15 protein-coding genes are annotated in these 15,645 nt (G+C 44.6%); 6 read left to right on the top strand and 9 right to left on the bottom strand.

Annotated features, from left to right (window positions below):
• Positions 1-27: 27 nt before the first annotated feature.
• The 3 genes from MKX34_RS07270 to MKX34_RS07260 all read right to left on the bottom strand — a co-directional run bounded on the left by MKX34_RS07270 (position 28) and on the right by MKX34_RS07260 (position 3,243).
• Complete coding sequence (locus MKX34_RS07270; RefSeq protein WP_036675746.1) at positions 28-882, bottom strand: carbohydrate ABC transporter permease; 855 nt, start codon at positions 880-882, stop codon at positions 28-30.
• 14 nt (positions 883-896) lie between these two features.
• On the bottom strand, positions 897-1,799 hold the full coding sequence (locus tag MKX34_RS07265; RefSeq protein WP_036675748.1) for a sugar ABC transporter permease: 903 nt from the start codon (positions 1,797-1,799) through the stop codon (positions 897-899).
• A gap of 64 nt (positions 1,800-1,863) precedes the next feature.
• Entirely contained in the window at positions 1,864-3,243 is a 1,380-nt protein-coding gene (locus MKX34_RS07260; protein ID WP_076098872.1) for a sugar ABC transporter substrate-binding protein, read from the bottom strand.
• Between the two features lie 271 nt (positions 3,244-3,514).
• On the opposite strand from MKX34_RS07260, the gene MKX34_RS07255 reads away from it, so the two are divergent.
• Positions 3,515-4,363, top strand: a complete 849-nt coding sequence (locus tag MKX34_RS07255) for an AraC family transcriptional regulator (RefSeq protein ID WP_036675751.1) — start codon at positions 3,515-3,517, stop codon at positions 4,361-4,363.
• Between the two features lie 123 nt (positions 4,364-4,486).
• On the opposite strand, the gene MKX34_RS07250 is transcribed toward MKX34_RS07255, so the two are convergent.
• Positions 4,487-4,945 carry an Lrp/AsnC family transcriptional regulator gene (locus MKX34_RS07250; RefSeq protein WP_036675753.1) on the bottom strand — a complete coding sequence of 153 codons (459 nt, stop codon included), beginning with the start codon at positions 4,943-4,945 and terminating at the stop codon, positions 4,487-4,489.
• Between the two features lie 178 nt (positions 4,946-5,123).
• Between MKX34_RS07250 and MKX34_RS07245 the strand changes: the two genes are divergently transcribed.
• A complete protein-coding gene (locus MKX34_RS07245; RefSeq protein ID WP_143763811.1) occupies positions 5,124-6,293 on the top strand; it encodes a serine hydrolase domain-containing protein in 1,170 nt (389 codons plus the stop codon).
• A gap of 118 nt (positions 6,294-6,411) precedes the next feature.
• The gene (locus tag MKX34_RS07240; RefSeq protein WP_076297813.1) at positions 6,412-7,620 is read left to right on the top strand and encodes an MFS transporter; all 1,209 of its coding nucleotides are present in this window, start codon (positions 6,412-6,414) and stop codon (positions 7,618-7,620) included.
• Positions 7,621-7,802: 182 nt separating this feature from the next.
• On the opposite strand, the gene MKX34_RS07235 is transcribed toward MKX34_RS07240, so the two are convergent.
• The 4 genes from MKX34_RS07235 to MKX34_RS07220 form a co-directional block, all read right to left on the bottom strand.
• Positions 7,803-8,963, bottom strand: coding sequence for a serine hydrolase domain-containing protein (locus MKX34_RS07235; protein WP_051490870.1), 1,161 nt, complete (start codon positions 8,961-8,963; stop codon positions 7,803-7,805).
• Between the two features lie 150 nt (positions 8,964-9,113).
• The gene (locus MKX34_RS07230) at positions 9,114-9,947 is read right to left on the bottom strand and encodes a metallophosphoesterase (protein ID WP_076297812.1); all 834 of its coding nucleotides are present in this window, start codon (positions 9,945-9,947) and stop codon (positions 9,114-9,116) included.
• 304 nt (positions 9,948-10,251) lie between these two features.
• The gene (locus MKX34_RS07225) at positions 10,252-10,950 is read right to left on the bottom strand and encodes an SDR family oxidoreductase (RefSeq protein WP_076297811.1); all 699 of its coding nucleotides are present in this window, start codon (positions 10,948-10,950) and stop codon (positions 10,252-10,254) included.
• On the bottom strand, positions 10,950-11,420 hold the full coding sequence (locus MKX34_RS07220) for a VOC family protein (protein WP_076144491.1): 471 nt from the start codon (positions 11,418-11,420) through the stop codon (positions 10,950-10,952). Before MKX34_RS07220 ends, MKX34_RS07225 begins: the two co-directional genes overlap by 1 nt.
• 263 nt (positions 11,421-11,683) lie before the next feature.
• Between MKX34_RS07220 and MKX34_RS07215 the strand changes: the two genes are divergently transcribed.
• The 3 genes from MKX34_RS07215 to MKX34_RS07205 are packed head-to-tail and all read left to right on the top strand — an operon-like array spanning position 11,684 to position 14,708.
• Complete coding sequence (locus MKX34_RS07215; protein ID WP_036675760.1) at positions 11,684-12,565, top strand: sugar ABC transporter permease; 882 nt, start codon at positions 11,684-11,686, stop codon at positions 12,563-12,565.
• On the top strand, positions 12,565-13,404 hold the full coding sequence (locus tag MKX34_RS07210) for a carbohydrate ABC transporter permease (RefSeq protein WP_076297810.1): 840 nt from the start codon (positions 12,565-12,567) through the stop codon (positions 13,402-13,404). Before MKX34_RS07215 ends, MKX34_RS07210 begins: the two co-directional genes overlap by 1 nt.
• Before the next feature lie 38 nt (positions 13,405-13,442).
• Positions 13,443-14,708 carry an ABC transporter substrate-binding protein gene (locus tag MKX34_RS07205; RefSeq protein WP_076297809.1) on the top strand — a complete coding sequence of 422 codons (1,266 nt, stop codon included), beginning with the start codon at positions 13,443-13,445 and terminating at the stop codon, positions 14,706-14,708.
• A 98-nt stretch (positions 14,709-14,806) separates the two neighbouring features.
• Here MKX34_RS07205 and MKX34_RS07200 read toward each other — a convergent pair whose 3' ends face one another.
• The gene (locus tag MKX34_RS07200; protein ID WP_036675766.1) at positions 14,807-15,388 is read right to left on the bottom strand and encodes a TetR/AcrR family transcriptional regulator; all 582 of its coding nucleotides are present in this window, start codon (positions 15,386-15,388) and stop codon (positions 14,807-14,809) included.
• Positions 15,389-15,645 lie beyond the last annotated feature (257 nt).

The following is a 15,645-nucleotide window of genomic DNA, read 5'->3' as shown; positions in this document are numbered from 1 at the left end:
AGGTAATAAACTTTTTTATGATTCGCGTTAACCTTTCGATCCAGAAATAACAATTCCTTGAATAAATACTTTTTGAGCAAAAAAGAACAATAACAGCAACGGAAAGACGGTTACCACAGATGCTGCCATCAACAGATTCCATGGTGTTTGTCCATATGCGGCTGTGAAATTTGCTAATCCTAGTGAAAGAGGATATTGACTGCTTTCACTTAAATAAATAAGTGGACCAAATAAATCATTCCAACGGGACATGATTTCTAGAACAGCCGATGTAGCGAGTGCCGGTGCCGACAAGGGCAGGAGAATTCTCCAATACATGACCAGATGTCCTCCACCATCTATCTTAACTGCCTCATCCATTTCCCTAGAGATCCCAAGATAGAATTGGCGTAGCAAAAAGATAACAAATGCACTGCCTGTAAATGCCGGAACGATAAGCGGCAAATAAGAATTTGTCCAATGAATTTGATTAAATAACAAATATTGAGGAATCAAAGTCACTTGTGACGGGATCATCATTGTGCTGAGTACAAGCACAAACAGAAGCATATTTCCACGGGCACGCAGACGAGCGAACGCAAACGCAGCCATAGAGGAGGCAAGCACAGTCCCAAATACTGAGATACATGTGTAGCCTACCGAATTCAATAAATATCGCCCCATTGGAGCATCTATGAAAATTTGCTTATAATTACTCCATTGAATAGAGGATGGCAGCCATATCATCGGGACTTTATGAATGTCGCCCATGGTTTTTAGCGAGGTGACCAACATCCAGAATAACGGGAATGCGAAAAGAATAACGCCGCCATAAAGGATTAGATATAACAGTATCTTCTGAATGGGCTTCAGCTTGCCGTGTAAAAAACTTCGCTGTCTCATGATGTGAATCCCTCCTATCTTTTAGAGTCATATTCATAGTGGACAAACCGCTTCGAACTCCACATGAATACAAGAGTCAGTGTAAAAAGGATGATAAATAGAATCCAGGCCTGAGCAGAGGCATAACCCATCCGAAATTGTTTAAAGGCTGTATCAAACAAGTAGTATACATAGAAATATGAACTCCAGTCCGGTCCGCCTTTCGTAATGACGTAGGATTCAGTAAATACTTGCAGGGAAGCGATCATTGCAATAATCGTATTGAACAAAACCACCGGCGAAATGAGCGGAAGTGTAATTTTGTAGAACTTTTTCCACACACCTGCTCCTTCGATTGACGCCGCTTCATATAGATCACTCGGAAGAGATTGCAAGGAAGCTAGGAATATCACCATGGTTGAACCTGACGCCGTTAACTGCATCAGAACCATAGATGGGACGACCGTCCCCGGGCTCGTGAACCAGCCTGGACCTTCCACACCAAACCAGTCATAGAGTAAGGAATTGACTACCCCGAAGGTCGGGTTAAGCAGCCAAGACCACAGGAAAGACACAGCCACCCCGGAAATAACACTTGGCGCATAATACAGCGTACGAAGTAATGACTGTCCTCGAACCTTCTGATTCAGCAGCAGGGCAATCACCAACGAAGATACAATGGTAAAGGGTACGGACAATAAGGAATAATAGATGGTGACAGATAACGATTTGTAGAACAGCCTATCCTGAAATAACAGCCTGAAATTATCAAACCCTATAAATTCAGGAGACGAAATTACATTGTATTCGGAGAAACTTAACATTAGCGACACGATGATCGGTCCGCCAGTAAACAATATGAAACCGATAAACCACGGCATAATAAACATCCAGAAGGCGCGTTCCTCCCGCTTACTCTCAGTTGCCATTCGCTTCATGAATCATCCTCCTTACGCGGCCGGCTAGTCTGCGATTAGCGGCCGCTTATCCTTCCAGTTCTAATTAATCCAGTTTGAGTGAACGGAGGTTCTGATCCACTTCCTTCAGTCCATCTTTCAAATCTTTACTTCCATTCCATACAGAAGACATGGTCTGGTTCATGGTTTCTAGAATCGTATTGAACTTTACGATCAGATGATTTTCAGCTTCACGTCCATACTTAATAGCACCCTCATGGACTTGTTTGAATTCCGCTTTATCCATCCCAATCTGCGAGGATATTTTTTCGTACCACAGTTCAAACAAGCTGCTGTCCGCTGGCGTTCTACCGACATCATTCATATAGCGATAGGCGCCCCCATCGGTTTTGGGATCGGCCAGATATCTGACAAATTCCCAGGCTTCATCCGGATGTTTACTTGAGTTTGAGATGCTCCATGGGTCCACAAAAAGTGTCACTTTGCGGCCATCATGGTAGGGAACAGCTGCGACACCCCAGCGAAAGTCCGCTTTTTCATAAGAACCCAATCCCCAACCTCCATTAATGTACATGGCAACTTTCCCCGTCATGAACACATCTCCAAGCTGAGCCGCGGCAGACACAGTCTGTTGGTCCGGTGCAACCTTATGCTTGTTAATTAAATCGAGGTTAAATTGTAACGCTTCAATATTTTTGTCATTAAGTAGATCCGGCTCCCCCATAACCCCTGAGGTATACGCTTCTGGCTTAAAAAAATCACCGCCAAATGACCAAGCCATAGCATTCGGACTAAGGCCGCTTGCAAATCCGAATACCTGCTTGCGCACATTACCTACATCATGAGAAAGCTTTTGAGCAATTTCTAACATTTTATCGTAGTTCCATGAAGTGTCATCCCAGTCCGTTGTTGGATAAGGAATACCCTGCTGATCGAATAAATCCTTATTGTAAAACAGATACGTCGCATTGCTGACAAGCGGAATTCCGAAAAATTTATCATCAATTTTATATACATCCAGCAAATCCTTATCCATCGTATCCAGCTCTGGAGCCCCTTTTTCAATGTAAGGCGTTAAGTCCTTCAGGGCACCCATCTTCATATAAGTAGCAAAGCCGCTGTCCGCCTGGTTCGGATTCCACACATCAGGAGCGTTGCCGCTTGAGATCATAGTGGTCAATTTCTGATCGAACTGATCATACGGAATATTCTCAAGATGAACTTTAATATTAGGATGAGTGGCTTCGAACGAAGCAATCGTCTCGTCTTGCCAAGCTTTTTTATCCGGATCTGCAGCCATCACCCAATTAATCTCTACTGTCTCTCCCTTATTACTCTGCACACCTGAAGGGTCGATAGTAGATTCCTTATCACCAGATCCGGCACATGCCGACAATGACATTCCGAGAACTGCAACGGGTAGAAATGTAGAAAGAAGGTTCTTTTTTAAGAATTGAGATTTCATTTTTATGTCCCACCTTTTTTCATTTTTCGTTTAAAATCGTTCAAAGTGTCTCTAATTTCAGCATAAGTTTACATATAGATTACACAATTCGATAATTTAGATAACATTCTAATTTTCTCTTCACCCCCCTCTTTGCTAAACCATTCGGAACAACTTCATCATAGCGTCTAAAAATATGATTTTCAGCACATATATTCACTAAATATATTGTTTTTCTGCATATATTCTTGTTAATATAGTTGACATACAACTGAATTGGGAGGGATAGCAAATGGAAACCAATTTTTATGAAGTACAAAAATTCGACATCAGTCGAGAGAAAAAAAGTCAATCCAGCATGCCTACACGACATTACCATAACGGTTATGAGGTTTTTTACATGGTTTCGGGGGATATTTGCTATTTCATAGAGGATAAGGCTTATCAGGTTGTCGGGGGTTCTCTATTGCTGATTGACATCAATAAAATTCATAAGCTTGTCAATTCGAGTGGGGAGACCTTTGAACGAATAACACTTGTATTTAAACGCGAGTTCCTCGAAGATCTGTTTCCGAACAATAAGACGCTTGATTTGCTGTCCACTTTTACACGAGATTGTCATCTGCTGCGATTTAATGGTTCTGAACAAAACTTTATCGAGAAATTATTCAATAAAATGGTCTCTGAATTTACTAAGCAACCTCCCGGCTATGAATTCTATCTAAAAACACTAATGTTTGAGCTGCTTATTTATATTTATCGCCACCAGGAAGCGATGCCTCCTGCAATCACTGAAGAAATCAGTGTAGTGAACAAAAAAATATTTGAAATTGTTGACTATCTCAATCGTTATTACGACCAACGTCATTCCATACGCGATATTGCCAACAGATTCTATATCAGTCCTTCCTACTTCTGCAAAACTTTTCGTGATAGTACAGGCTTCACCTTTACAGAATATTTGAATAATGTGCGGATAAAGGAAGCTCGTGCCTTGTTAATTAATACTGCCTTTAAAGTAGCCAAGATAGCTGAAAATGTTGGATTTGATAATATGACTCACTTTGGTCGGGTATTTAAGGAAATCACCGGGCTTTCTCCATTAAAATACCGCCAGACTTATAAGATAGAGAGTCCATGATGTATCTACGAAAAAGGAGCAGCTGCAATCATTTTTATTACAATATCCACACCAAAAAGACTCCTCTATTTATATAGAAGAGTCTTTTTTTGTTGCGACAGGCTAACGGATTATGTTTAAAATCTAACTCAGTAAGTTTAGGCTTGCTTCTTCAAGCGATGGTATAAGAAATTTATGATCGATTGGCGATGACATCACGATTAGAATGGTGTAGGTACCGTATTTATCACATTGATTTCCGAACTCCTCGAGGGCTCGTGTAGAGTCGGTTACTACTTTCAATAAGTAGTTGTGTTCCCCACTTATACGGTAACATTCGACGACATCAGGACTTGAGCGGCAGAAATCAAGGAATGCATTACAATCCCTAGAATGAAATAACATGTAGGCAGCAGCATGTTTCCCAATCTTTTCAGGAGAAATTATGGTGCGATATTCGCTGATGATGCCTTTTTCCTCCATACGCCTAACTCTCTCCGTAACCGCAGGTTGCGATAAACCGACACATTTCCCCAGCTCTGTCATAGAAATTCTTGCTTGATTTTGAAGATGGAAAAGAATTTGCTTATCAACATGGTCCATCAAAATCGCCTCCTTTAAATTTAAGGTGTTCTATATTAACTAGCTTGTAATTAACCGTTATAAGGCTAATTTAACTTAGTTGCCTTATGTAATCAAGATAACTCGTTATATATAATAACCCTACAATAGTAAAGTGTTCCTGGCTTTAACTATTCCGAAGGGATGAAGACAGTTGAGTATATTGGATTCAAACAAAATAAATACAGAATGTTTATCAGGTCGCATCGATAGAGTAATCGATCGAACCCTCGCTGACAAGCGTTTGGTCGGTGCTGTCATTAAAGTGATGATAGATGGGGAACTGGTTTATAGCCGTGCTGCCGGTTTTGCCGACCGCGAGATAGGCCGACTTATACGAGAAGATGCCTTATTCCGGCTAGCTTCAGTTACTAAACCTATCGTTTCAACGGCAGCCCTAGTATTAGTTGCGCAAGGTCGTCTACAGCTGGACGACCGCGTTGATCGTTGGCTTCCAGAGTTTCAGCCGCGTTTGCAGAATGGCGAGTTCGCGACCTTGACGATTCGTCATTTGATGACGCACACCGCAGGCCTGTCTTACCGATTTTTTCAAGAAGAGAAGGGTTCCTATCAGTCAGCAGGGGTATCAGATGGTATGGATCAGCCCGGCATCACGTTGGAAGAGAACCTGCGTCGTCTTGCCTCTGTCCCCCTCCTTTATACGCCAGGTACCGAGTGGAAATATTCCATCGCGACAGATGTGCTGGGAGCAGTAATTGCAAAGGTCACAGAAACACCGCTCAGTGAAGCTGTACATTCACTCGTGACAAAGCCGCTTGGCATGAGCGACACGGGTTTTATTGCAGTTGACCGAGAACGGCTGGCCACTTCCTATGCCAATGATACTCCAGAGCCACGGCCCTTACTTGAGCCCGACAGTATTGCCTTTGTGGAGGGAACGGCTGGGTTCCTGCTTGCCCCTAGCCGAGCATTTGACACTACTGCCTATCCTTCTGGAGGATCTGGCATGGTCGGCAGCGCCGGAGACTTTTTGCAACTGCTGGAAACATTACGTAAGGGCGGAGCGCCGCTGCTACCGGAGTCACTGGTTCACGATATGACGACCAACCAGATCGGTGATCTGCCAATGGCCTTCTGGCCAGGACGAGGCTTTGGCCTAGGCATTACGGTACTAAAGGATCCTGTCGCCGCAGACACTCCGGAATCCCCGGGTACTTGGCGCATGGGTGGCACTTATGGTCATTCGTGGTTCGTCGATCCGAAGCAACGCCTCAGTGTCGTGGCTTTCACTAATACTGCACTGGAAGGCATGTCGGGTCAGTTTACTGTTGACCTTTGTGATGCCATTTATGACAGACGTAATAAATAGAGCAAGAACACAAGGTGCCTGGGTCCGGAATGAACCGGCCTAGGCGCTCTGTCTAGTAGACCTATTCGTCGTGTGTATCATTGAGTTTGCTAAAATTATATAAGAGAGGGGCTTCTCTATGAGCCAAAACACATCTTCTGCCACACAAAGTGCCTCCAGCACTCCCTCTTCTGAACGTCTGCCATGGGCTGGATTACTCGCCCTAGCTATGACGGGGTTTATCTGTATTCTTACCGAAACGATTCCGGCCGGCTTGTTGCTCCAAATAGGTGACGGGCTTGGAGTCTCCGAGGCCCTTGCAGGTCAACTTGTCACTTTGTACGCCCTGGGTTCACTGTTGGCGGCGATCCCCTTAACTACCGTGACGCGTGGATGGCGGCGGCGACCACTGCTACTAATGTGCATCCTTGGTTTTCTCATATTCAACACCGTCACCACTTTTTCTTCCAATTATATACTTACGCTGACAGCTCGGTTCTTCGCAGGCGTATCCGCTGGAGTCTTATGGGGGATGATAGCAGGTTACGCCCGGCGCATGGTGCCGGAGTCACTCAAGGGACGAGCAATGGCGGTAGCCATGGTTGGCACGCCTCTCGCTCTGGCACTCGGTGTCCCTGCGGGAACACTTCTTGGCACCCTTGTAGGCTGGCGCTCTATCTTCGGGATCATGTCGCTATTGGCTCTGATGCTAATCGCTTGGGTGTTTTGGAAGCTACCGGACTATCCAGGAGAGGCCCCTGATAAGCGACTCCCTCTCTACAAGGTTTTTGTTATTCCGGGGGTACGGCCGGTACTGTTTGTTGTTCTTGCATGGGTACTGGCACACAACATCTTGTATACCTACATTGCCCCCTATCTTACTCAGGCCGGGCTAACCCAGCGCGTTGACTTGGTACTGCTTATTTTCGGCATTACAGCGCTTGTTGGCATCTGGGTCATCGGTATTTTGATCGACCGCAAGCTGCGTCCATTGGTTCTGATCAGCCTCGCTGCTTTCGCCTTGTCATCCATTGTACTAGGCATTATTAGCAGCCAGCCCGTAGTGATCTATTTAGTGGTTGGTGTATGGGGGTTGACGTTTGGAGGAGCGGCTACTTTGCTACAGACAGCCGTTGCCGAAACCGCTGGCGAAAGTGCAGATGTGGCCCAATCGATGTTGGTGACGGCATGGAACCTAGCTATTGGCGGTGGCGGCGTGATGGGCGGGATTCTTATTGAAACACTTGGTGTCCGCTCCTTCCCGTGGGTAATGTTTATACTATTGATTCTTGCGCTGCTAGTAGCGTGGCGTGCTAAAGATTACGGATTTCCTTCAAGGAAGCGTTAAGCACACACATAAGAAATCCTGCCACAATCATCGAGTTTACAGATAACAGTAGCTGAACAAGAGATTTTTTAAAAAATAAGCCAGTGGTGCATATTAGATAGGACTAATATATGCCACTGGCTTTCTTATATTAGATTTTATAAAATCAACCCTTGATAAATTCTTGCAGATCCTTGGCCGAATTACAGATCTGTGATCGCTGCCAGAACGGTATTATTGAAATAATCAACATACATATTTTTAAATGGCTTCTGGTGATCCAGCTCTACGGATAAATGAACCGTCACCGTCTGATAAATCGGATCCACACAGAGGAATGGACCTGCCGCCCCCCAGTGTGAATAGGCATCAGGAGAGAGCAGATCTCCGCCGTCACGCTTCGTGCCATTAATCGCCCATCCGTATCCCCAGTACGCTTCAGGAAAAACTTCATCTCTATATTGTGAGGATACGCCCGGAATTTGATTGCGGGTCATTTCTTTTACTGTTACCGGACTAAGGAATCGTACTCCGTTATAAATTCCACCGTTAAGGAACATCTGGCCAAAAACAGCCAAATCCATAGCCGTTGAGTAAGCGCCGCCCCCCGCAGATACAGAATTCAAATTGTATTCGCTGTCTACCCATTCCGCGCATGCTGCCTCAGGAGCACGTCTAACTACTCTGTTCCGCACTTCCATTGGCACACGATAATATGTATTTTCCATTCCCAGCGGTTTAAAAATGGTTTCCTTTACGAATACATCATAAGCTTGTCCACTAACACGCCGTATGATTTCACCCAACAGCTCATAACCATATCCACAGTAAGACATCACAGTACCTGGCTCATGGCTAAGTGGTGCATCATAACCGCCATATAAGTAACTATGCAGTTCTGGATCTTGATTAGGTTCGTGTGGAGGATATTCCTCTTGCGCCTGTTTGGCAATTCCATTAGAACGAATCACATCAACCTCAATTCCAGAGGTATGTGTCAACAAATGGTGTACGCATACCTTTGTTTTGTTTTCCCCTGTAAATTCGGGGATGTAATCAGAAACCGGCCTATTTAGACCCACTTTCCCTTGTTCCACTAACATCATAATAGCGGTTGCAGTAAATAGTTTTGTTATGGAACAGAGTGGAAATATAGCATCCGCGGTTAATTCCGCTGCGTCTGCTTCAGGGCCTGTTTTTCCATTCGCTTGATGGACCAGCAGCGTCCCCTTTCTCGCAGCAACAATAACTTGCGCAGGTGTGATATTGTCTTCAACCATTTGCGCGGCGGCTGTACGAATGCGCTCCACACCAAAGGCCGAGACACCCGCCTGTTCTAAAGAATTAAATACTAACCCTCTCATCGGTAGCCCTCCAATATAATTCATTTAATACATATATAAACTATTATACAAATATATTAAATAATCCTGCTAGCTTACTATTATCCTGTGCCTGAATTGTTGCTAAAGCTGACCCCGGCTTCTCCCGAAAATCAGCTTAGCTTTGTTTTACTAATTGACCGCTACCTTAAAAGCATCCACATTAAATGTTGTCCCGTTGATGGATAATGTGGCATTGTAATAACCCCGATCGCCACTTGTTTTGCATTTATATTCCCCGGAACATCCGCATACAAAAAATTTAGTTTTGTTGTAACCGGGATATATATTACTAAGTTTTCGGTAAAACAGATGTCCATGATGCGTAAAAATAGCTAGCACCTTATCTCTCACTTTTGTAGGAATGGATGAAAAAAACTTATTCGTCTCCGATGCGCTTAATACATGGGTTGGGTCCACCGTAATCCCGCTCACTTTGAGGGGCCAATGAAAATCTATAATATAATAAAAACTATCATCTAAATTTTTCAACAAATTTATACTACCTGGAGTGAACCGTCCAAGCGCACAATTAAGCCATACATACTTGACCTTCCCCTGAGTACCCGGGAAATTCATTTGCCCTTCATCAGCACCTAAATATTGTCTGAATAAGGACTGTGTACTTGCCTCCCAATTTCCTATAGATGCTTTATAAGGAATACTCCCGAGCGTGCTTATTACCGTATCCTTGAAGTCCTTGTAGTAAGCATTCGCATTATTTCCATGATTAGCTCCCGCTTGCGTATTATCTCCTCCAAAAATAACAAATCTCTTATTCCCGCTATTCACAGCTTTAGGCAAAAGATTCCTAAAAATGCTTGCGCTGTTTCCATACCCCACATGACTATCACCAATAACCGCAAAGTTAATGATTTGTGCTTTTGCCTTAAGAATTAAACTACGTTTAGGCTGCAGTCTGGAGGCAGGTCTTCTTCTCCTACTAGGTTTCACCTGTCTTTTCATCTTAGATTCACCTCTTTTAAAATGGATGAAGGATCATAGTAGTATTTATATTCGCTTTACCTTAGGGACTCTTGGACCAATGGATTCATCTAGGAGATTAGTTCCTCTTATACTTTGTGGTCATTTATGCGGCTTGTCCCAAACGGGAGATTATAATTAGTCCCATAGAAATGAATAATATAATACCATTCATAGACTTATTTATTGATTAAGAAATAAATAAGCATATAGAAAAATCAAAAAGAGGTAACTCAGAAGCCACGAATGGCTATTGAGTTACCTCTTTTAGTTAGAACACTCTTACTTAAATCTTCATGTCCTTACCCGTATAATCTACAAACATGAAATGACCTTCCGGTGTTGTCCGCTTCTCGATCAAGTCCATGATGCCCTCAGCACTTTGGGTCGGATTCGTTGGCGCCTCTGCCCCGCCCATCTCCGTATGCATCCAGCCAGGATGTACGCCGAGTACTTGTACCCCGCGTTCTTTTAAATACACATGCAGCTGCTGTGAGAACATATTAAGTGCCGTTTTGGAGATGGAATATGGATAGTCTCCCGAATAAGCATTAGTAATGCTACCTGCTTCCGACGATATATTGATAATCGAAAGTTTAGGTTCAGTGAGCAGCGGCAAGAAATGCTTAACCACCCGCATCGGTCCGTAAAGATTAATATCCATCGTGGTAAGCATATCTTGGAAATCCAGATCTTCAATCTGTGTGTCCCTGGCGGTCAGCACCGCCGCATTATTAATAATGGCACCAAGCGTCCGGCCTTGTCCTTGCAGATTCGCAGCAAGCGCCGCGATTCCTTCTTCATCCGTCACGTCCAGCGCGGCCACAGTCAGCTTCTCGCCATAGGTCGCAGCAAGCTGGGATAGTGCTGTTTGTTCCTGATCAGGACGGCGAACCCCGGCAATGACTCCATGCCCCCGCTTCAATGCCTCAGCCGCCAGCTCATAACCCAATCCACGTCCGGCACCAGTAATTAGTATATTCACTATAAATCCTCTCCTTTATCCTTATCGTTCTCCAGCAGTTCCACAATCATCTTTAACTCCTTGAACGTGTCCAGATAAGCATAACGCCCCCCGGTATACTCACCCTTTTGCTGGAGTGGGAACCCTTTGCCTTCGAGCAGCGTAATCTTCTCCTTCATTCCTTCAACCACAAAAGCAATATGATGAGGTCCCTCACCATGCTCATTCAAATAATCACGCCACGTACTGGGCTGCTGATCTGGCTCAATCAGCTCAAGCTGCAGGGAGCCCATATCAAAAAAAGCCAGCTTAGCCCGCGCCACCGTCGCCTCGCCATTATACCGAGTCTGCGCCTTATCTTCTGTATCTGTAACGATAATTTCCGGCTTCTCCATTCCAAAAAATTCCGCATAAGCCGTGCTTACCTTTTCAACATCATTCACCAAAATTCCAATCTGCGTAACAAAATGATTCCCAAGCCATCCTGACATGTACTCTACCTCCCATTTGTCTGACAAGTCCACCATACCGATTCTTTGAAAAGGCTGTCAAGCCTGAAAATAAATCGCTCCGGGCCAGTGAAAATTATCCAGAGAAAGTCCAGCCGACTTCGGCGCTATCATAGGCATTTATACCTCTCCAGATGCCGCAACTGGTTAAGAATATTTGGTGCGTGATGTTACTTTTTGTTTCGGTTAATGACCAATTCGGTTATAGAATGAAAAGTTTAAATTAACAAAAGGGGTGAGGAACGATGGACCATAGAAAAAGATCACGCCTGATGCAGCAGTTTATTTTTGTCGGGCCAACTTCCTTGTTTTTCTTTATTATTGTGCTGATTCCTTTCTTTTTGGGACTCTATTATTCATTTACCAGCTGGAACGGAATCTCGCGGCATGTCGAGTGGACCGGACTGCGGAACTATCTACATATTTTCACCAAGGATCCTTCCTTTCTTAATTCATTCTGGTTCACGGCGAAGTTCACTTTCTTCGGTCTAGTGCTGACCAATCTGCTTGGCTTCGCACTCGCTTATGTGCTGACGCGTAAACTGTTCACACGTAATGTCCTGAGAACGGTATTTTTTGTACCGCATGTCATTGGCGGACTTTTGCTCGGGTTTATTTGGCAGTTTATTTTTGTCAGAGGATTCTCCTCTATTGGGCAGGCCACCGGCTGGTCCTTCTTTAATCTTCCATGGTTAGGCACCGGAGGGACAGCATTCTGGGCGATTGTTATCGTATTTGTCTGGCAAAATGCGGGATATCTGATGGTGATCTACATCTCTGCTATCAACAATGTTCCCCAAAGCCTAATTGAAGCGTCCAAAGTGGATGGAGCCGGACGTTTTCAGGCCTTGCGCCATGTCACTCTTCCACTGGTCATGCCCGCTGTAACTGTTTGTCTATTTCTATCTATCTCCTGGTCCTTTAAGCTGTTTGACCTCAACCTGTCGCTGACCAAGGGTGGACCCTTTAAAGCTACCGAATCTGTAGCCTTGAATATTTACAATGAAGCCTATACCATCAGTCGGTTCGGAATGGGCTCGGCCAAAGCGATGGTTTTCTTCGTCATCGTGGCTTTGATTTCCCTATTACAGGTTAGAGCAACCAAGAAAAGAGAGGTGGAGCTGTAATGGAGACTACCGCCAAGAAATTTAATGTTCCCCTGCTTCTCATCGAAGTGATTGTAATCCTGCTGGGACTTCTATTTTTAGTGCCATTTTACTTTTTGCTGGCTAACTCAGTGAAAAGCTATAGTGAAATACTATCAGACTCTGCTGCGCTGCCTTCAGCACTCCAGTGGAGCAACTACGCGGAAGCTTGGAAAGCTACCAATTTCCCTCGCGCTTTCCTGAACTCTTTTATCATCACGGTGATTAGTAATATTCTGCTAGCATTCCTTTGCTCCATGTGCGCTTACAAAATGGTCCGCAACAACAGCTTGTATAACCGTGTGCTCTATATTGCATTAGTAGCCGCCATGGTTATCCCATTTCAATCAATTATGATCCCGCTAGTGCAGGTCGTCAGCAGCTTGGGCGTTATGGATTCAACCGCCGGTTTGATTTTAGCGTATCTTGGGTTTGGCGCCCCGATGACTGTTTTTCTATTCCACGGCTTCGTCAAATCGGTACCTCTCGATATCGAGGAAGCTTCAAGAGTAGATGGAAGCAGTCCTTATGGTACCTTTTTCCGGATTGTTCTTCCGCTTATGCAACCGATTATCGTCACCGTCATCATACTGAACACCCTGTGGATCTGGAACGATTACTTGATGCCATCGCTTATTCTGCAGGATCCGGTGCTCCGCACCATTCCCATCGCCACTTATAGCTTTTTCGGACAATATACGAAGCAGTGGGATTTGGCGCTTCCAGGACTTGTGCTCGGGATTACGCCGGTGGTCATCTTTTTCCTAGTAATGCAAAAATATATTATTGAAGGCATTGCCCAAGGCTCCGTAAAGGGCTAACGATACATGTTGCTTTCAGCCAGAGAGGATGAATGAATATGAGAACAAAACGTGGAATTCTCCTCGCATGCTCCCTGCTGCTGGCTGCTCTGACAGCCGGTTGCGGACGAAGCAGCGACAATGCAGACGGAGTAAAAACCGTGCATATCTACCAATTCAAGGTTGAAATATCCGAAGCGCTGGCTTCGCTCAAGACCGAATTCGAGAAAGAACATCCCGATATTAAGCTTGAGGTGCAAAGCGTGGGAGGCGGGACCGATTATGGCGCCTCGCTGCGTGCCAAATTCTCTTCCGGAGATGAGCCGGATATCTTCACCATCGGCGGCAACAATGAACGTGATATGTGGCTGGAATATCTGGAGGACCTGAGCGGCGAAGCTTGGGCCAAGGATATAAAGCCACTCGCAGCAGAACAAATGACCATCGATGGCAAACTCTATGGGATGCCGATGAATCTGGAAGGATACGGCTTCATCTATAATAAGGATCTATTTAAGAAAGCCGGAATCACCGAGAAGCCATTAACGCTAACCGCTCTGCGCGAAGCCTCCGAGAAGTTAAAAGCGGCAGGCATCACACCTTTTGCGAATGGTTACCAAGAATGGTTCGTGCTTGGCAATCATAATGTAAACGTACCTTTCGCCCAGCAGCCTGATCCGGAGGCATTCATCGCCGGACTTACAAACGGTTCCAAAACCTTCGCCGGAGACCCTATTTTCTCCAAGTGGATCGATCTACTTGACCTTACTGTAGAGTACGGCAATAAGAACCCGCTCTCGACCGACTATAATACTCAAGTCACTATGCTAGCGAGCGGCGAAGCTGCGATGATGCAGCAGGGTAACTGGACACAAGGACAGATCGACGGCATCGATCCCAATCTTAATCTGGGCCTCCTGCCCATGCCCATTGACGACACTCCCGAAGACAACGACAAGCTTTATGTAGGCGTACCCAGCAATTGGGTTATCAATAAAAACTCTCCCGTTAAGGAGGAGGCCAAGGTCTTCCTGAATTGGCTCGTCACCTCCGAGACCGGAAAAAAATATATCACCAAGGAATTCCAATTCATCCCTGCGCTCGACAACATTAAGGGAACCGAAGAAGATCTTGGAGCACTAGGTGCTGAGGTGCTGGCCTATACCGATAAAGATCAAGCGCTGACCTGGAACTGGACCCGTCTGCCGAACGGGATGCCACAGGAATTATCCAGCAGCATTCAAGGGTATCTCGGCGGCAAGCTGACCAAAGAAGGGATGTTGAAGGAATTCCAAATCAACTGGGATAATCTCAGTGTGCAGTGATTTACCTACTCTAAATACGACAAACAGCCGCGCAACGATGCGTGGCTGTTTGTTCGTGTTCATTCAATTCCTCTCCGTTCATTAGTCGGAACCCGTTGCTAGTTCGCACGCAGCATACTAATTTGTCTGGCAAGATACACAGGCGTATAGGGCATGTCATCTCGGAGCCAAGAAATAACCGTGCCGATTAGAGCTGCTGAACCGTACCAAACGGCAATGTCCTTCTGTATCGGCGTCTTTGAATGATCAGCAGTCCCCTCCTTTTTCTCCTGGTGCGCAGAAATGATTTCCGCCATCAAATTAAACAGGCGATCTGTAAAAATCGGGCTTCGTTTGGATGTGAGTATGACCTTGTAGAATTTTGCATTTTCCGCAATATGCTTAAGCAGACTTTCTAATATCCTCAAATTCTCTTCATCAACCGACTGGTGATGGTTGTCATCGTTGTTCACCACTTGTAGAATGTCCTCCACCATCTCATCCGCCATCTTTTCCAGCATATCCGGGAGATCCCGATAGTGCAGATAAAAAGTAACCCGATTGATTTTAGCCCGCTCTGCAATACGATTTACTGATATTTTCTCAATATCCATTTCCTCAAGCAATTCAATCACAGCATCTCTAAGCAATTGACGTGTTCGAAGTACCCGGGGATCTGTACGTTGCGTTGTGTTATTCATCTTGTACTCTCCAATCTTTTACTTTCATATTGTAAGCTACATATTTTAGATAATTGTTGTTTTTTAAAAAGAAAAAACTACATTTTTAGAACGAATGTAAACTACTTTACATTTTTTCGCAAATTGTTGCTTGATTACATGAAAATTTCATTTATAATCTAATTCATGCATTGTAAACTATACAACACACTGTAAATTTAGTCCATGATCGACGAGTTGAAAGGATGGAGTGGAGTGAGTACAAAGACAGAAGTAAC

Source organism: Paenibacillus sp. FSL R5-0636, assembly GCF_037974255.1.
Lineage (GTDB): Bacteria > Bacillota > Bacilli > Paenibacillales > Paenibacillaceae > Paenibacillus_AQ > Paenibacillus_AQ odorifer.
Note: the sequence above shows the minus strand (reverse complement) of the source record. Positions and strands in the feature narration are given on the sequence as shown.